At 65.2% G+C, this 17,056-nt stretch carries 20 protein-coding genes, 1 pseudogene and 1 riboswitch; of the genes and pseudogenes, 7 read left to right on the plus strand and 14 right to left on the minus strand.

Going from position 1 to position 17,056, the window contains the following annotated elements; all coding sequences use genetic code 11:
• A pseudogene (locus PU724_RS23750) lies at positions 1-101 on the plus strand (IS110 family transposase); the annotation flags it as partial.
• 45 nt (positions 102-146) lie between these two features.
• On the opposite strand, the gene PU724_RS23755 reads toward PU724_RS23750, so the two are convergent.
• The 7 genes from PU724_RS23755 to PU724_RS23785 all read right to left on the minus strand — a co-directional run bounded on the left by PU724_RS23755 (position 147) and on the right by PU724_RS23785 (position 6,882).
• Positions 147-734, minus strand: coding sequence for an NAD(P)H-dependent oxidoreductase (locus PU724_RS23755; protein WP_127311991.1), 588 nt, complete (start codon positions 732-734; stop codon positions 147-149).
• Complete coding sequence (locus PU724_RS23760) at positions 734-1,315, minus strand: NAD(P)H-dependent oxidoreductase (protein WP_354424002.1); 582 nt, start codon at positions 1,313-1,315, stop codon at positions 734-736. Before PU724_RS23760 ends, PU724_RS23755 begins: the two co-directional genes overlap by 1 nt.
• A gap of 162 nt (positions 1,316-1,477) precedes the next feature.
• A complete protein-coding gene (locus tag PU724_RS23765; RefSeq protein ID WP_127284951.1) occupies positions 1,478-2,875 on the minus strand; it encodes an FAD-binding oxidoreductase in 1,398 nt (465 codons plus the stop codon).
• A gap of 2 nt (positions 2,876-2,877) precedes the next feature.
• Positions 2,878-4,176: a cytosine deaminase gene (locus PU724_RS23770; RefSeq protein ID WP_354424004.1), complete on the minus strand. Its 1,299-nt coding sequence runs from the start codon at positions 4,174-4,176 to the stop codon at positions 2,878-2,880.
• 36 nt (positions 4,177-4,212) lie between these two features.
• Complete coding sequence (locus PU724_RS23775) at positions 4,213-5,064, minus strand: ABC transporter permease (RefSeq protein ID WP_354424006.1); 852 nt, start codon at positions 5,062-5,064, stop codon at positions 4,213-4,215.
• The gene (locus PU724_RS23780) at positions 5,051-5,875 is read right to left on the minus strand and encodes an ABC transporter ATP-binding protein (protein WP_354424007.1); all 825 of its coding nucleotides are present in this window, start codon (positions 5,873-5,875) and stop codon (positions 5,051-5,053) included. Before PU724_RS23780 ends, PU724_RS23775 begins: the two co-directional genes overlap by 14 nt.
• A gap of 2 nt (positions 5,876-5,877) precedes the next feature.
• Entirely contained in the window at positions 5,878-6,882 is a 1,005-nt protein-coding gene (locus PU724_RS23785; RefSeq protein WP_127284955.1) for an ABC transporter substrate-binding protein, read from the minus strand.
• A 357-nt stretch (positions 6,883-7,239) separates the two neighbouring features.
• Between PU724_RS23785 and PU724_RS23790 the strand changes: the two genes are divergently transcribed.
• Positions 7,240-7,623: a RidA family protein gene (locus tag PU724_RS23790; protein WP_354424009.1), complete on the plus strand. Its 384-nt coding sequence runs from the start codon at positions 7,240-7,242 to the stop codon at positions 7,621-7,623.
• A gap of 56 nt (positions 7,624-7,679) precedes the next feature.
• The gene (locus PU724_RS23795) at positions 7,680-8,483 is read left to right on the plus strand and encodes a creatininase family protein (protein ID WP_128275570.1); all 804 of its coding nucleotides are present in this window, start codon (positions 7,680-7,682) and stop codon (positions 8,481-8,483) included.
• An 11-nt stretch (positions 8,484-8,494) separates the two neighbouring features.
• Here PU724_RS23795 and PU724_RS23800 read toward each other — a convergent pair whose 3' ends face one another.
• Positions 8,495-9,004, minus strand: a complete 510-nt coding sequence (locus PU724_RS23800) for a tyrosine phosphatase family protein (RefSeq protein WP_127309397.1) — start codon at positions 9,002-9,004, stop codon at positions 8,495-8,497.
• The gene (gene cobD / locus PU724_RS23805; protein WP_354424012.1) at positions 9,001-10,056 is read right to left on the minus strand and encodes a threonine-phosphate decarboxylase CobD; all 1,056 of its coding nucleotides are present in this window, start codon (positions 10,054-10,056) and stop codon (positions 9,001-9,003) included. The genes PU724_RS23800 and cobD overlap by 4 nt, the downstream gene beginning before the upstream one ends.
• On the opposite strand from cobD, the gene cbiB reads away from it, so the two are divergent.
• Positions 10,055-11,032, plus strand: coding sequence for an adenosylcobinamide-phosphate synthase CbiB (gene cbiB, locus PU724_RS23810; RefSeq protein WP_354424014.1), 978 nt, complete (start codon positions 10,055-10,057; stop codon positions 11,030-11,032). The two genes, cobD and cbiB, sit on opposite strands and share 2 nt — an antisense overlap.
• On the opposite strand, the gene cobO is transcribed toward cbiB, so the two are convergent.
• The 5 genes from cobO to PU724_RS23835 form a co-directional block, all read right to left on the minus strand.
• The gene (gene cobO / locus PU724_RS23815) at positions 11,033-11,647 is read right to left on the minus strand and encodes a cob(I)yrinic acid a,c-diamide adenosyltransferase (protein WP_354424016.1); all 615 of its coding nucleotides are present in this window, start codon (positions 11,645-11,647) and stop codon (positions 11,033-11,035) included. It lies immediately after the preceding gene.
• 1 nt (position 11,648) lies between these two features.
• Positions 11,649-12,164 (minus strand): bifunctional adenosylcobinamide kinase/adenosylcobinamide-phosphate guanylyltransferase, encoded by a 516-nt coding sequence (cobU, locus tag PU724_RS23820; RefSeq protein ID WP_292169039.1) that lies wholly within the window; start codon positions 12,162-12,164, stop codon positions 11,649-11,651.
• A complete protein-coding gene (locus PU724_RS23825; protein WP_354424018.1) occupies positions 12,157-12,954 on the minus strand; it encodes a CbtA family protein in 798 nt (265 codons plus the stop codon). The genes cobU and PU724_RS23825 overlap by 8 nt, the downstream gene beginning before the upstream one ends.
• 15 nt (positions 12,955-12,969) lie before the next feature.
• The gene (locus PU724_RS23830) at positions 12,970-13,149 is read right to left on the minus strand and encodes a CbtB domain-containing protein (protein ID WP_126054052.1); all 180 of its coding nucleotides are present in this window, start codon (positions 13,147-13,149) and stop codon (positions 12,970-12,972) included.
• A 37-nt stretch (positions 13,150-13,186) separates the two neighbouring features.
• Positions 13,187-13,380, minus strand: a riboswitch (cobalamin riboswitch).
• A gap of 64 nt (positions 13,381-13,444) precedes the next feature.
• Positions 13,445-14,137 (minus strand): gamma-glutamylcyclotransferase, encoded by a 693-nt coding sequence (locus PU724_RS23835; RefSeq protein WP_354424020.1) that lies wholly within the window; start codon positions 14,135-14,137, stop codon positions 13,445-13,447.
• A gap of 132 nt (positions 14,138-14,269) precedes the next feature.
• On the opposite strand from PU724_RS23835, the gene PU724_RS23840 reads away from it, so the two are divergent.
• The 3 genes from PU724_RS23840 (at position 14,270) to PU724_RS23850 (ending at position 17,051) form a co-directional block, all read left to right on the plus strand.
• Complete coding sequence (locus tag PU724_RS23840; RefSeq protein WP_354424022.1) at positions 14,270-15,448, plus strand: aromatic ring-hydroxylating oxygenase subunit alpha; 1,179 nt, start codon at positions 14,270-14,272, stop codon at positions 15,446-15,448.
• 128 nt (positions 15,449-15,576) lie between these two features.
• Positions 15,577-16,578: a heparan-alpha-glucosaminide N-acetyltransferase gene (locus PU724_RS23845; RefSeq protein ID WP_354424025.1), complete on the plus strand. Its 1,002-nt coding sequence runs from the start codon at positions 15,577-15,579 to the stop codon at positions 16,576-16,578.
• Complete coding sequence (locus PU724_RS23850) at positions 16,575-17,051, plus strand: methyltransferase family protein (protein WP_354424027.1); 477 nt, start codon at positions 16,575-16,577, stop codon at positions 17,049-17,051. The genes PU724_RS23845 and PU724_RS23850 overlap by 4 nt, the downstream gene beginning before the upstream one ends.
• Positions 17,052-17,056: the final 5 nt, after the last annotated feature.

Raw genomic sequence — 17,056 nt, forward strand, 5'->3', positions numbered from 1 at the left:
TCGGCAAGCCGAAGATCGTCGCCGTCGTGGCCGTCATGCGAAAGCTGCTGACCATTCTCAACGCCATCATCCGCGACCAAAAACCATGGCAAACAGCTTGACAGCCAAGACAGTCGCTCTCCCCGTAAACGGGGCGAAGAAGGCTATCAAAACCTCTCCAACCGCGCCCTTACCTTCGCCAGGAACGCCGCCCTGCTCTTCTGCGTCGAGGCGTCCATCAGATAATGCGCCAGGAAGAAGGTCCGGCAGCGCGTGGCGCACAGCGCCCGCATGCCGCGCAGGATGGTTTTGCGGCCGGGCTGGCCGACGACGACGCTCCACCAGGTCGGCGCGCCGCAGGTGGTGATGACGCCGACCTTGGTCACATGCCGCATCAGCGACGTGATCCGCCCCTTGCCGGCCGGCAGCTTGAACGCGACATCGGTCGCCCAGACCCGGTCGAGCCAGCCCTTCAGCATTGCCGGCAGCCCGTACCACCAGGTCGGATAGACGAACAGGATCGCCTCGGCCCACATGAGATGCTCGAAATGCGGTTTGAGCGCCGGATCCTGCGGCGCGCGCTCGTTGTAGAAACGCCGCTCCTCGCAGCTCATCACCGGGTTGAAATTCTCGGCATAGAGATCGAGCAGCCGGACCTCCCAACCGCGTCGGGTCAGCACCTCGACGGCACTGTCGCGGATCGATGCGCAAAAGCTCTCGGGCACCGGATGGCAATAGACCACCAGCACGCGCATCAGAATTGATCCATGCTCGCCGCGACCTTCGCCGTGAAGGCCGCCCGCGACGCGTCGGTGGAGAGGTTCATCGAGTAATGCGCGAGGTAGGAGACGGAGGCGCCCGGCTTGATGGTGGCGCGCAGCATGCGCTTGACCACCTTGCGCGGCGGGTCACCCATCAGCAGGGCCCGGAACCGGCTGCCGCCATAGGTGGTGACAGCGGCGAGCTTGCTTATGTTGTGCAGCGTCGGCCGCACCTTGCCGTCGACCAGCTTGAACGACACGCCAGGCAGGAAGACGCGGTCGAAGAAGCCTTTCAGGATCGCCGGATAGCCGTAATTCCACACCGGGAATGACAGCACCAGCGCTTCGGCTTTCCGCAGCCTTTCGACATAGCCGGCCACGGCGTCATCCGGTCCGCGCTGGTCGTGGTAGCCGAGCCGTTCGGCCCGCGTCAGCCGGGGATCGAAATCCTCGGCATAGAGGTCGCAGTCGTCGATCGTGTGACCTGCCGTGCTCAGCCGCTCGACGATCGTCCGGTGCAGGCCGGCATTGAAGCTGGTCTCCACCGGATGAGCGTAGAGGACGAGGATGTTCACGGGAGGAGTTTCCCTAGGTCAGCGCCAGGCACCCTTTTCCGCCACGCCTGTCCTTGCAACGTTGGAGGTTGGCGAAAGCGGCGGAGCGAATGATCTCCCCCCTTGAGGGGGAGATGGCCGGCAGGCCAGAGGGGGGTGCAGCGCCAAACGCCCGTCATCGTCTCACCCCACCTTTTGCAGCCCCTTGAACAGGAACGACTTGCCGGAGCGGTAATCATAGTCCGGGTTCTCCCAGGCGATCATCTTGCCGGGGTTGAGCAGGCCTTGCGGGTCGGTCTCGCGCTTGAAGGCGAGTTGGACATCGTCGGTCCGCTTCATGCCGCCCTCTTCCAGCGTGTAGCGGTGCGGATTGAAGATCCAGCAGCCATTATCCTCGTGGATGCGGATGATCTCGTCCAGCCGCTCTTGCGTGGTGTAGCGCACCAACGGCAGGCCGGCAGCGCCGATCGCGCCGTCGAAACGGATGAATTCCAGATGCGCCGGCACCTCGTCGCCGAAGCGGTCGACCATCGCCTTGACGTGGGCAAGATGATCCGGCGACGGATAGCGTGCTTGCAGATAGGTGATCGTCGGATCGACGCGGATCGCCCGCAGCGTCGTGTGGTTCCAGGTCAATTCGTAGGCCGGCGGCAGCCCCTTGAGATCGGCCTCCTGGTCGGCCCGGAAGACGATCTCGCCCTTGCCGCTCTTCACGAAGGCGACAAAGGCTTCGATCGCATGCGGCGCGATCATGCACACCACGATGCTCTGCTCGCGTCGGAAGAATTTTTGGTGCCGCTTGAAATAGTCGTAGGGGATCGGTGCGGCGATCGGCGTGATCAGCTTCGCCAATATGCCGTCCTGGATGGCGAGGTCGTTGCCGAAGCCGGCCGCGTCCATGAAATCGTCGAAGCCGACGATGACATCGATCCAGTCATAGGACGCCGTCAGCGGCATCTCGACCTCGGTGATGATGCCGTTGGTGCCGTAGGCGTGCATGACCTTGAGCACCTCCTCGCCGGTCAGTTCCATGACGCGCGGTTCCGCCTCCATCGTCACGGTCCGGAGCCGGATGACATTGCCGAGGTCGCGCAAGCCGCCCCAGCGGATCGAGCCGACGCCGCCCGAACCGCCAGCGACGAAGCCGCCGATCGACGCCGTGTTGTAGGTCGAGGGCGACATGCGCAGCTCCTGCGCCGAATGCGCGCGCGTCGCCTTGTCGATCTCGGCCAGCACCGCGCCCGGTCCGGTGACCACCCGCCCCGGTGCGATCGCCTTGACCTGGTTCATTTCGGCGAGGTTCAGCACCACGCCGCCGGACAGCGGCATCGCCTGCCCGTAGTTGCCGGTGCCGCTGCCGCGCGGCGTCACCGGGACGCCGCGCCGATGGCATGCCGCGAGCACGCGGATCACCTCGTCCTCGCTCTTCGGCGTGACGATCAGGTCGCCGGTGACATGGTCGAGCTGTGCTTTGAGCACCGGGCTGTACCAGTAGAAGTCGCGGCTCTTCTGCTGGACGATCGCCGGATGGTCGTCGATCTTGAGCCCTTCGAGGTCACGCTTCAGCGCTGCGATATCCATCGTCACACCATCAATTCGTCGAGTTCGGCATAGTCGGGCAGTTTCCGTTCGATCGCCCTGCCCTCGCGCACGACGATGCGATCCGATTCTGGCCGCGACAGCATTTCGGTCCAGCTCCGCCCCTTGAAGACGATGAAGTCCGCGCTGCCGCCGGCGCTGAGTGTACCAAAGCCCTCCAGCCGCATCACCTTGGCCGGCGTCGCCGCGACCGCTTGCGGCCAGTCGCCGACCGGGTGGTCGAAATGCAGGATGCGCGTCGCCATGCGGTAGACTTCGAGCATGTCGAGATCACCATAGGCGTAGAACGGATCGCGTGTGTTGTCCGACGCGACGGCGACCGCAATGCCCCTCGCCTTCATCTCATGCAGCAGCGTCACGCCCCGCCAGCGCGGCGTGGTGTTGTTGCTGCGCCGGTCCTGCAGATAGAGGTTGCACATCGGCAGCGACACCACGGCGAGCCCTGCCTTCGCCACCTTGTCCAGCGTGTCCAGCACTTCAAGGTCGGGCTGGCGCGAGAGCGAGCAGCAATGGCCGACCAGGATGTTGCCGTCAAAACCATTCCACAGCGAGGCCTCGGCAATCTTCTTCAGCGATATCGCCGCGACATCGTCGGTCTCGTCGGCGTGGAAATCGAGGTCGAGCCCGTGCTTGATCGCCTGGGCGAAGACCTGGTCGAGAAGTTCTTCCAGGTCCGGCACCATATAGGTGACGACACCGAGCACGCCCTTGGCGGCGGCGACACGTTTCGCCAACCGCTCGAACCAGGCCTTGTCGCGCACGCTCTCGATGCCCAGCAGGCAGGCCGCCTGCAGCTCGATCCGACCGCGCCACTTTTCGCGCATCGTCTCGAACACCGGCCAGGAGATTTCCTCCTGCGGCGCGACACTGTCGAGATGCGTGCGCAAGGCCCTGGTGCCGTGCGCGTAGGCGGAGCGCAGCGAGAAATCCATGCGCCGCGCCACATCCTCCGCGCTCCAGCGCGTGGCGCGGTCGGCGCCCGTGGCATTGAGCGCGCCCATGAAAGTGCCGTCGGGATTGGGCTTGCGCGGCCATATATGGCCCTTGTCGATATGGGTGTGGCAGTCGACGAAGCATGGCAGCACGATGCGGCCGGCAAGATCGATGGCATCGGCCGGTGCTTTCGAGCGACCGCGCGCGACGATGCTGGCGATCTTGCCGTCGGCGACGGCGATGTCGGCGAGCGCGAAGCCGTCGCTGTCGAATGTGGCAGTGAGGCCGGGTGTCAGCGATTGGTGAACGCGGACATTGGCGAGATGGTAAGAACCAGAGGCCGGTATCAAGCCGCAACTCCTCGGATTACGCGGACAGACACCACCTTACCGCTCCTGCTTCAGCGCGCTCTCGTGCCAGCGGCGCAGGATCAGATGCGACACCAGCGACAGCACCAGGAAAATCAGGATGCCGGTGAGCGAGATCAGGATCAGTGCCGCGAACAGGCGGGGCGCGTTGAGCCGATAGCCGGCCTCGATGATACGCGAGGCGAGCCCCGACGACTGCCCCTGCGCGCCGGCGACGAACTCCGCCACCACCGCGCCGATCAGCGACAGACCGCCGGCGATCTTCAGCCCGCCAAGGAAATAGGGCATCGCCGCCGGCAGGCGCAGATAGCGCAATTGCTGCCAGCGGGTCGCGCCGTTGAGCTTGAACAGGTCGCGCAGGTTGCGGTCAACGGAATTCAGACCAAGCGTGGTGTTGGAGAGGATCGGGAAGAAGGCGACGATCCAGGCGCAGAGCAGCAGCTTGGTCGTCTGGTTGTTGATGTAGATGTTGATCAGCGGGAAGATGGCGACGATCGGCGTCACCTGCAGCACGATGGCGAAGGGGAAGAACGACATCTCCACCCATTTCGACTGTGCGAACAGCACCGCCAGCCCGACGCCGCCGATGACGGCAAGGAGCAGGCTGAGGAAGGTGATCCTGAGCGTCACCAGCAGCGAGGAAAACAACAGACCGGCATCGTCATGCAGCGTCTGCAGCACCACGCCCGGGCGCGGCAGGATGTATTGCGGGATCTCGTTCCAGACGCAGATGCTGTCCCACAGCCAGATCGCCAGCACCATGATCGCCAGCGGCAGCACCCATCTGCCGATCCGTTCCAGCCGCTCCTGGCGGACGCGGCGCGCCTCTTCGGGATCAAGCTTCAGGACTGTGTCTTCAATGGCCGTCATGGTGCGGTCCGGCGGTTGAATTGATGGCGTTGACCAGCACGTCGGACGCCTGGCGGCAGAGCGCGGCATAATCGGGCGAGGTTCGGAACGCGTCATCGCGCGGATAGGGCGCGTCGACGGCAAGCTCTCCGTGAACGCGGCCCGGCCGCGCCGCCATCACGACCACGCGACTGGACAAGAACACGCTCTCGAAAACGCTGTGGGTGACGAAGACGACGGTGAAGCGCTCGTCCTGCCACAGTTTCAGAAGGTCGTTGTTGAGTTTGAAGCGTGTGATCTCGTCGAGCGCCGCGAAGGGCTCGTCCATCAACAGGATGCGCGGTTTGGTCACCATGGCCCGCGCGATCGAGACGCGCATCTTCATGCCGCCGGAGAGCTCGCGCGGCACGGCATTTTCGAAGCCGTTGAGATGCACGCGCGCCAGCATCGCCATCACCGCAGGCTCGGCTTTTGCGCGCGACACGCCCTTCAGCCTGAGCGGCAGCCAGACATTGTCGAAGACATTCGCCCAGGGCAGCAGCGTCGGCTCCTGGAAGACGAAGCCGATGTTCGAGCGATCGATGCCGCCGCGCCAGTCGAGCAGCCCGGAGGTCGGCGTCGACAGGCCGGCGATCAGCCTGAGCGCCGTCGACTTGCCGCAGCCCGACGGTCCGAGAAGGCTGAGGAAATCGCCTTCGCGGATTGTCAGGTCGACGTCGCTCAGCGCCGTCACGCCGTTGGAAAAGACCTTGCCGACATTGCGCAGCGCCAACAGCATCGGGCCTTCACCCGATGCCGTTGCCGGCGCCTGCGCCACTTTCTCCAGCTTCACGGTTACTTCTTCAGGTCCAGCCCGACGCCCTTGTTGATGAAGGCCAGCGTATAGGCCTTCTTGATGTCGATGCCCGGCTGCGCCACCTTGGCCTTGACCATCTTGTCGTAGAAGCTCTGGATACGCGCTTCCGTCATGCCGCCGATGCCGAGCTTTTCGGTATCGCCGGAATCGACGACGCCGAACTTCTTCAGCTGCTCGATCGAGAAGGCGATCTGCTCGTCCGTCATATCCGGATTGTCCTTCTTGATCAGGTCGTTGGCGGCCTTGTTGTCGCCGTACAGGTAGTTGTACCAGCCCTTGGCCGAGCCATCGACGAAGCACTGCACCACCTCCGGCCGCTTGTCGATCGTGTCCTGCATGACCTCGACGGTGGTCGCGTAGGTATCCCAGCCATAGTCGGCGAGCAGGAACTGGTTCGGAACGAAGCCGCCCGCCTTCTGCACCGCGAACGGTTCCGACGTGACGTAGCCCTGCTGGATCGACTTCTTGTTGGCGATGAATGGCGCCGGGTTGAACGTGTAGGGCACGCGCTTGGCGGCATCGAAGCCGAGCTCGGTCACCATCCACTGGAAGAAGGTCTGCGCACCCTCGTCGCCGAGGATGTACTGGTCGGCGTTCTTCAGGTCTTCCCACTTGTCCAGCCCCTGCCCGGGCTGGGACATGATGACCTGCGGGTCCTTCTGGAAGTCGGCCGCGACAACGCGCATCGGAATGCCCTGCTGCACGGCGTCGAAGGCCGACAGAAGGTTGCCGCCCATATAGAAATCGATCTTGCCGGCCAGCAGCATCGGCCGGCCGCTGACCTGCGGGCCGCCCTGCATGATGGTGACGTCGAGGCCGCACGCGGCATAGGTGCCGTCGGCGACCGCCTGGTAGTAGCCGCCATGCTCCGGCTCGGCCAGCCAGTTGGTGCCGAAGGTGACTTTCTCGTTGGCGGCCGCGCCCAGCGTGCCCGCCGCAAGCAGGACGACAGCGCCCGCCAGGATCTTCCGTTTTCCGACCATGAACATCACCCTCAATTTGCTCCGACGCGCTGCGCGCCGGGCTCGACACCATTGGTTCAAGAAGCAAGACACATGCCACCGCCTGGGCCGCCTGCTCGCGCGACAGTCGCTGCTAGCAGCGGACGGGTCATGCTGTACGAGAGGCATCGTGCCTATTTTTTGGACGCCTGTCCATAATCGCAAGGACGATGGGCACAGCCATCTTGAAGGCGTCTTTGATCGTGCCTTACCTAAAGCCCGTCGCGCCTGAACGGCACTTATGCGACGCGCCTTAGGTTGTTGTTTCATGCATGTCGTTATCCCAAAACCGCTGCACACTTTTGGGCGACATGCATTAGGCTGAGACAGGAGATTGCCATGTTCCGATTCCTCACGCCGAAGTCGATCAAGCCGCCCTTTGCCTGCTACAGCCACGGCGTCGAAGTGCCTCCCGGCAAGCGCCTGGTGCTGTGTTCAGGCCAGGTCGCCATGACCGCGGACGACCAGATTCCGGATGACGCCGGGGCGCAGGCCGAACTCTGCTTCGACAACGTAGCGGCGATTCTCGGCGAGGCCGGACTTGGCCTTGCCGACATTGTGCGCATCAACACCTATGTCACCGACCGCGCCTTCCTCAGGCCCTATATGGAGGTGCGCGACCGGCTGTTCGCCAGCCCGGCGCCGGCCTCGACATTGATGATCGTCTCCGGTTTCGCCCGGCCGGAATTCAAGGTCGAGGTCGAGGTGATCGCCGCCGGATGATCGACAGGCGATGCCAGCCGCGCTAGGTCTGGCGCGATGATTTGAAGAGGCACGACATGACCGTTGCGAACAGACGCGTGTGGTGGGGCGACTACCGGACCACCGAATACGCCTCGATCGACCCGGAAGCGACGATCGCCGTGCTGCCGGTGGCGGCGATCGAGCAGCACGGACCGCATCTGCCGGTGTCGACCGACACCTCGATCATGAACGGCATGCTGGACACCGTCATCGCCCGCCTGCCCGCCGATCTCGACATCCGTATCCTGCCCGTCCAGGCGGTGGGCAAATCCAACGAACATCTGCACGCGCCGGGCACCCTCACCCTGCCGGCAACGACCCTGGTCGATGCCTGGACCGAACTCGGCCTGTCCATCGCCAGGGCCGGGGTGAGAAAGCTGATCGTCGTCAACTCGCATGGCGGCAATGAGGAGATCATGGGCATCATCACGCGCGAGCTGCGCGTGCGTGTCAAAATGCTGGCGGTGAAGACGAGCTGGCAGCGTTTCGGCCGGCCAGCCGGCATGTACACCGAGCTGGAGGACCGCCACGGCATCCATGGCGGCGACGTCGAGACCTCGCTGATGCTGCATTTCCGGCCCGACCTCGTCGACATGGGCAAGGCCGACAATTTCGTTTCCAATGTCGGCCGCGCCGAAAAGGAATTCGCCCTGCTGCGCCACACCGGCACGCACGCCTTCGCCTGGATCGCCAGCGACCTCAACCCGAACGGCGTGGTCGGCGACGCCTCGATCGCCACGGCCGAGAAGGGCCGCCTGACCGCCGAGCATCAGGCCGACGGCTTCATCAGCCTGGTGAAGGATGTCCGCAAGGCAAAGCTCGCCGACTGGCTGCCGTAACCCGAAGGGGTTCAGGCTTCGATCTTCAACTCGAAAGGTATGCCCTCGAAAGCGTCGGCGCCGCGCCCGATCGCTTCGATCGCGGCGATCATGCGGCCATCGCGGCCAAGCAAGGCATCGGCAACGGCGATCAGCCGCGGATTGGGGGTCGCCGAGGGCGAGAGCGCGCGCAGCGTCTGCGCCAGCTCGACCTCGTCGCGCTTCGGCGCCAGCGCCGCGGCAATGATATAGGCCGAGGCGGTCGAGCGGCTGATGCCGGCATAGCAATGCACGACCAGCGGCTTTGCCCGATCCCAGCGATAACCGAAATCGAGCAGCGCGCGGACATGCTCCTCGCCCGGCATGGTCATGCCTTCCTGCGCCACGGCGATATCGTGCATGACCAGATGCAAGTGGTTTTCCGCCACGATCGAGGCCGGGCGCATCACTTCGGTGCCGGCGGCAAGCAGCGACAGCAGGCGCTGCGCGCCGGTTCTCGCCACCGTCTCCTCGACCTTCGACAGCGAACAGACATGGATCATGGGTTGGTTTCCTTCGTCCGATCCTCGCGCAATGAGGCCCAGTCGGCAAGCGCCGCTTCGAGCCGCTGCCATTCGGCCTCATCCCCCGGCAGTCCGGCGCGCAGGACCTGTGGCCGCTGGGCGAAATGCCGGAGCAGGATGCCGCGCTCACCCAGCGCCGAAAACAGGCCGGCGGCTTCGGGCAGGCGCAGATAGCGGAACAACGTGGTGCCGCCGGCCACGGTAGCGCCGAACCGGGCGAACAGCTTGTCGAGCCGCGCCGCGTCCTGCGCCAGCCGCCCACGCATGGCGGCCTGCCAATCGAGGTCGCCAAGCGCGCGGATGCCGTATTCAAGCGCCGGGCCTGCCACCGCCCAGGGTCCCAGTTGCGTCTCCAGCCGCTCGACCGTCAGCGTGTCGGCCAGCGCGAAGCCGAGCCTGACACCGGCAAGGCCGAAGAACTTGCCGAAGGAACGCAGCACGACGATGCCGCCCTGCCCGACATCGCCGGCCAGGCTTTCCGCTCCCGGCCCGACATCCATGAACGCCTCGTCGACGACCAGTAGGCCGCCCTTGGTGCGAAGGTGGGCGGCAAGCTGAAGCAGTCTTTCGCGCTCGACGACGCGACCGTCCGGATTGTTGGGGTTGACGACAACGGCGAGGTCGGCCTCGGCAAGCGCTTCGACATCATCGACGTCGGCCGCCGCATGGCCGGCGATGGCGGCGGCTCGGCTGTGCTCGGCATAGGTCGGCCCGAGCACCAGCGCCTTGCCGGGCTTCACCAGCGAGGCAACGCGCGGCAGAAGGATCTGCGTGCCGGGCGCGGCCGCCACATGCGCCGCCGACGGCGCGCCATAGGCGCCGGCCGCGACCGCTCGAAGTTCGCCGAGCCGCGCCGCTTCCGGCAATCGCGACAGGGTGGTGGCGGGCAATTCGAAAATTGGATAGGAGTGCGGATTGATACCCGTCGAGAGATCGACGAAAGGCCGTGGCGCGTGAGGGAAGAGCGCGCTCGCCCGGCCAAGGGATCCGCCGTGATCCACTGCCGCAATCGCTCCATCAAGAAGCTTCATGTCGATACTGATTGCCTTCCTGTCATTGGTCATTGAGCGGGCACTCGGCTACCCGGACTGGCTGTTCGGGGCCATCGGCCATCCTGTCACCTGGTTCGGCAGGCTGATATCCTTTCTCGATCGCGCGCTCAACCGCGCCACTGATTCCGACGCGCGGCGTCGTCGCCGGGGCGTCATGGCTCTGCTGGTCATTGTTCTGGTGCCGGCGGCCATCGCCTTTGCCGTGCAGCTCCTGCTCTGGCAGATGTTTCCGGTCGGCCTCATCATCACCGCGATCCTGGCCTCGACGCTCATGTCGCAGAAGAGCCTGGCCGATCATGTCGAGGCGGTGGCCGACGCGCTCGACACCGGCGGCCTTACGCTCGGCCGCATTGCCGTCTCGCGCATCGTCGGCCGCGATCCCGAAAAGCTCGACAAGGCAGGCGTTTCCCGCGCGGCGATCGAAAGCCTGGCCGAGAATTTCTCCGACGGCATCGTCGCACCGGCCTTCTGGACCGGGGTCTGCGGCCTGGCCGGCGGCGTCGCCTACAAGGCCGCCAACACCGCCGATTCGATGATCGGCCACCGCACGCCGCGCCATGAGGCCTTCGGCTGGGCGGCGGCGCGCTTCGACGACTGGATCAACCTGCCGGCATCGCGGCTGACGGGGCTGCTGATCGTGCTGGCTGCCTTCTTCGTCAAAGGCGCGGACCCCCGCAACGCCTGGCAGGCCATGCGGCGCGACGCGAAAAAGCACCGTTCGCCCAATGCCGGCTGGCCGGAGGCCGCGATGGCCGGCGCGCTGGGTCTCGCCCTGGCCGGCCCGCGCAGCTACAGCGGCGTGGTCGTCGAGGATGCCTACATGGGCGAAGGCGGCCGGCGCGAGGCTGAAAGCCTCGACATCAGGCAGGCGCTGAAGCTCTACCAGGTGGCCGACTGGCTGCTGATCGCGCTGTTCGGCATGCTGTCGGCGCTGTTGATCTATCTGACGATGTGATCAGAACTCGATGCCTTGCTGGGCTTTCACGCCCGCCGAGAAATGGTGCTTGGTGAGGCCCATTTCGGTGACGAGATCGGCCGCCTCGACGAGCAGCGGCTTGGCGTTTCGGCCAGTGACCACGACATGCAGGTCCGCGCGGCGCGCCTTCAGCGCGGCAACGACCTTTTCCAGATCGAGATAGTCGTAGCGCAGGGCGATGTTGAGTTCGTCGAGCACGACGAGGCTGATCGACGGGTCGGCCATCAGCTCCAGTGCTTTTGCCCAGGCCGCTTCGGCGGCGGCGATATCGCGCTTCAGGTCCTGCGTCTCCCAGGTGAAGCCCTCGCCCATCGCATGCCAGACGACGCGGTCGCCGAAGGCGGCGAAGGCGTCCTTCTCGCCGGTATGCCATTTGCCCTTGATGAACTGCACGACGCCGACGCGCTTGCCGTAGCCGAGCATCCTGAGCGCCAGCCCGAAGGCGGCAGTGGTCTTGCCCTTGCCCGGGCCGGTGTTGACGATCAGCAGCCCCTTCTCGATCGTCTTTGCCGCCACCTCGGCATCCTGCACAGCCTTGCGCTTGGCCATCTTGGCGCGGTGGCGCTCGGCATCCTTGTCATCGGTCTCGGTCATCTCACTTCACCTTCAGCGGCAGACCGGCCACCATCAGCAGCACCGTATCTGCGACGGCGGCGACCTGCTGGTTGAGTCGGCCTGCCGCATCGCGAAACCGCCTCGCCAGCGCATTGTCGGGCACGATGCCCAGGCCAACCTCGTTGGACACCACGAACCACGGCCCGCGCGGCCGCGATAGAACATCCACAAGCCGCCGGCATTCCGCATCGAGGTCGCGCTCGGCCAGCATATGATTGGTCAGCCACAGAGTCAGGCAGTCGATCAACACGGGCTGATGATCGGGCAGCGCCTCGATCGCGGCGGCAAGATCGAGCGGCGCGTCGACCGTCGCCCAGCCCTCGCCGCGACGCGCCCGATGCAGCGCGATGCGCTCGCGCATCTCATCGTCATAGGCTTCCGCGGTGGCGATGTAAGCCCATGGCGAGGGACTCGCCGTCACCAGGGTTTCGGCATGCGCGCTCTTGCCGGAGCGCGCACCGCCGATGATGAAGGTCAGTCCCCTGCGATCAGGCAAAGCTGTCGCGCAGGCTGGTGGCCGTGCCGGTGAAGCGGCCGCGCACCACGCCGACGGCGGCGCCCAGCACCAGCCAGAACACCAGGTCGGTGACCGTCACCGCCACCACGAACTGGTGATGCAGGCCTTCGGGAATCGGCGTCTCGAAGCTTGCCGGCTGCGGCGCGCCGACCATGTGCGGCGCGACGATCAGGGCTACCGCCAGGATCGCCAGCGGCAGCGACTTGCGGAAAGCGATCAGGCCGAGTCCGGCGGCGGTCGCGACCGCTGTCGCCGTCCACCAGATCTGGCGCGGCAGGAGTTCGGCGGCCGGCATCGCCGGCAGTTCCGGCGGCAGGCCGAGGCACGGCGCCAGCGTGAACACGGCAAAGCCGGCGAGACCCCAGAACACGCCCTGGCGCCAGTTGCCGATACCACCGGCGAATTCCGAAACCGCGACCAGGATCAGCGCGAAGCCGATGCCGGTGACGATGTTGGCGACGACGTTGAAGGCGAAACGCTCGAAGCCGTCGGCCGGTGCCCAGCCCTCGTCTTCCGCTGGCGCGGCCGCTTCGGCCGGAGCCGGCGCGGAACTCATGGCATTTCCGGCCGGAGCGGCGGAGCTCATGGCGTCGCCGGTCTCGGCAGGCGCCGCGGCATGATCATGATGATGGCCGCCGCCGGCCTGTTCGTAGACTTCCGCCTTGAGGATCAGCGGCACGGTTGCATAGGCCTGCAGGCAAGCGAGAACGACGCCGGCCACGAGCCCTGCAATCGCCGCGATGAACACGACGTTGCGAAACAGGTTCATGATGTCAGGCCCTTGTCAGTGGCAGGGAAACGCCATCGAGTGGCGGTAGTCGTGAGCTGCGTTGTGGACCGCATCGAGATGCGAGAAGCCGACAAAGCCGACGACGAAAATGCCGAGCAACGCGGCCATGGCCAGCTGCATGAAGCGCGACTGCGAGGAGACGGAGGTGCCGAGGGAGACGGAAGCGGTCGTCATGTCTTGTCCTTTCGCCCTCCACCCGAGGGCATAGAATTCAACGTTTCTGTCGCCGGCAGGTCTCCTGGCTCGCGGATCAGCGCCCTTCCCCACCTTCCCGAGGATTTTCCTCAGTGGTCTTGGAGAGGACTACCGCACACAGTTGCGGGGGCAGCCACGGCATTGGACGAATTCGCCCTCACCGCATTCCCTCTTGGCTCCAAAAACGGAACCGACGACGGCAGGACTATAGGCAGAATCGTCGCGCCCGGCAAACCAAATTCCGGCGGCCACCAGCGCAAATGCGCCACCGGGCCTAGCTGTCCGACGCGGCAATCCGCTCGGCGACCAGATGCTGCAGCCGCCACAGATGGCGGTCATGGATGCCGCGCTGCTCGAGGTTCTTCACCGTGTTGTAAAGATAGTCTGCGCCCGATCCCCAGTGCCCGCAGGATGTCGCCAGCCTTTCCACCACCTCTTTTTCCTCGAGCGGGCGGGCATAGGTTGTGCCCTTGCGGTTGATGACGAAGGCCAGTGCCCGCAACGTGCCGCCGTCGCTCGAAAGATTGAGCAGGCGCGGATGATAGCTGGTCGGCTTCAGTGTCACCTCGCGCCGCAAAACCTTGTCGAGCTGCTGGCGCCGGTCCGCGTCGCCAAGCCTGAAGGCGACGCCCTTGCACTGCCCGCCCCGGTCCAGCGCCATCATCAGGCCAGGCTGCTCCCTGGTGCCGCGCCAGCGCGTCATCTTCATGCAGAAGGACCTGTGCCAGCCGCGCGCGACCGCAACCCGTTCCTCGACATGATCGATCTCGGGCTTCCAGATCAGCGAGCCGTAGCCGAACAGCCAGAGCGGTTCGCTGCCAGGCAGCTCAGCCTCGAGCGTGTCCAGCATCGCTTCATAGTCGGCATCGTCCAGATGCATCGCGTTGGGATCAGGCCCGCTGTCCTCGACGACGCGAAAGCAGCGCGCGACCAGCTCCTCGGTGAGCGACATTGTCCTTGGCGGCATGAACTGTCCCTGGGCACCCGACTTGTGAAGCGCCGACCTTAGGGGCGGCGATTGCGTGCCACAATGGCCACGGCGCGAGCGATTGACAAACATCCTGGCCGGGTGTCGGCTGGACCATTAAGGGAGCCGCTTATGCAGCCCAAACCGAGCGACGACCTCTACACCGGCCTGACCAGGCTTGAGCCGACCCTGCCCTCGTCGGCCTATTGGGATGCCGGAGCTTACGGTCGTGACCTCGACGCGATCTGGTACAAAAGCTGGCTGCTGGTCTGCCGCGAGGCCGACCTTGCCCAGCCGCTGGCTTTCAGGACATTCCGCGTCGGCACGCAGGAGATCGTGGTGCTGCGCGACGAGGCCGGCGAATTGCGCGCCTTCCACAACACCTGCCGGCATCGCGGCTCGCAGCTTTGCCAGGAGAGCGAGGGAAGGCTGAAGGCCAGGCTGCTGACCTGCCCCTACCACGCCTGGTCCTATTCGCTGCGCGGCGACCTCGTGCGCGTGCCGTCGAAGTCGCTGCCCGAAGGCTTCGACAAGGCCGACTATCCGCTCTATGGCGTGGCGCTGTCGGTGTGGCGCGGTTTCGTCTTCATCAACCTCGCCGAAGATGCCGCCGGCTCGGCGGAAGCCTCCTTCGACCGGGCTTCCGGCAATCTCACCAACTGGCCGCTGGAGACGCTGGTCACCGGCCATGCGCTGCGCAAGGTGATGAACTGCAACTGGAAGATCTTTTGGGAGAACTTCAACGAGTGCCTGCATTGCCCCGGCGTCCACAAGGATCTGTCGCGGTTGGTGCCGATCTATGGCCGAGGCCTGATGGCGAGGCACGACGATCCCGAATGGGCGCGCCACGCCGACAATGACGCGCCGGAATTCTCCGGCGGCCTGCGCGCCGGCGCCGAGACCTGGTCGCGCGACGGCCACGTGCACGGTCCGGTGTTTGCCGGCCTGACGCCAGCCGAATGCGCCGCCGGCCAGACCTATGCGACGTCGCTCCCCTCGATGTTCATCGTCGGCCATGTCGACTATGTCCGCACCGTGCGGCTCATACCGCTCGGCCCGGAGCAGACGGAACTCACCGCCGAATGGCTGTTTCCGGCCGAAGCGCTCGCTTCGCCCGAGGCCGATATCGACAACATCGTCGCCTTCGGCAGGCAGGTGCTGGAGGAGGACGCGGCGATCTGCGAGGTCAACCAGAAGGGCCTGCGTTCGATGCGCCACGAGGCCGGCGTGCTGATGCCGGAGGAGTACGACCTGCACCGTTTCCACGAATGGGTGCGCGCGCGGCATCAATCCTTTCCGGCTGAACGTTAAAAGCGAGTTCGGAAGCCCAGAAGAACCCGGCGGGCTGTTTCACGCCCATGCGACCGCGGTCCCGCCTTCTTTTGTCTGGCTGAACCATGATAGTCGTTTGGCATCACTGAATCGGAATGCGAGACACGATGAGCCTTCAACCGCCGGCCGAACCTGTTCAGGACACGCCGAAGCAAGGACGCATCGTCGCCATCGACATCGTGCGCGGCTTGGCCCTGCTGGCCATGGCGAGCTACCATTTCACCTGGGACCTCGAGAATTTCGGTTATACCGATCCCGGCCTCACCGCCTTCGGCTGGTGGAAGATCTACGCGCGCTGCATCGCCTCGACCTTCCTGTTCCTGGTCGGCGTCAGCCTGTTCCTCGCCCATGGAAGGCAGATCCGCTGGCCGGGCTTCTGGAAGCGCTTTGCCATGGTCGCCGTGGCGGCGCTGGCCATTTCGTTGATCACTCGCATCGCCACGCCCGATGGCTTCATCTTCTTCGGCATATTGCACGAGATCGCGCTCGCATCCCTGCTCGGCCTCGCCTTCCTGCGATTGCCCTCGCTGGTGACGATCGCGGTCGCTGCGCTTGTGATTGCCGCCCCGCTCTATCTGCGCTCGCAAGCCTTCGACCACCCGGCGCTGTGGTGGGTCGGCCTGTCGGCGACCAATCCGCGCTCCAACGACTACGTGCCGCTCTTCCCTTGGTTCGGCGCCGTGCTGCTGGGCATTGCCGCGGCGAAACTTGCCTCCACGTCCGGCGTGCTCGCCCGGCTGGCGAAGCTGGCGCCCGGCCGCTGGTCGAACCCGCTGGTCTTCATCGGCCGGCACAGCCTCGCCTTCTATCTGATCCACCAGCCGCTGCTGTTCGGCTCGGTCTGGCTGTTTTCGCAACTGATGCCGGCTGCGCCGCTGAACCAGGACGCCAGCTTCCTCAAATCCTGCCAGATATCCTGCGAGCAGCAGCGCGACAGCAAATTCTGTACGAGCTATTGTGGCTGCATGCTCGATACGCTGCGGGGCGAAGGGACGCTGGACAGGCTCTACAACGGCGACCAGACACCGGAGTTCAAGGCGCATATCGCCGATCTCGCCGGCGCCTGCACGGCGAGCACCGACGACGCGACGGAGGGAGGACAGCAATGACCGACAGTCAGCCGAAACCCGGGCTCATCCCGTGGCCGCCGCTGATCTATGTCGTTGCCATCGCCGCCAGCGTCGTGCTTGGCCTCTTCTTTCCGCTGCCGTGGATCGGCGACCTGTTGGGCGACCTTATGTTTGCCGCCGGCTGGGTGGCGCTGTTCTTCGTCGCCGCGCTCTGGTTCACGGCGATCCGGGTCATGCTGCGGGCGAGGACGACCTTCAATCCCAACGCGGTGCCCGATCATCTCGTCACTTCGGGTCCGTTCTCGATCACCCGCAACCCGATGTACCTCGCCAACACGCTGCTGTTGATCGGCGTCGCCTTCATCACCGGGATCGCCTGGTTCCTGCTGTTTGCCTTCATCGCCGCCTTCGCCACGCAGAAGCTGGCGATCGAGAAGGAGGAGAAGGTGCTGGCGGCGAAATTCGGCAAGAAATACCGCGACTACGCCAAGCGGGTGCGGCGCTGGATTTGAGCCTC

Origin of the sequence: Mesorhizobium abyssinicae (assembly GCF_049887195.1) — a bacterium.
Taxonomy (GTDB): domain Bacteria; phylum Pseudomonadota; class Alphaproteobacteria; order Rhizobiales; family Rhizobiaceae; genus Mesorhizobium; species Mesorhizobium abyssinicae.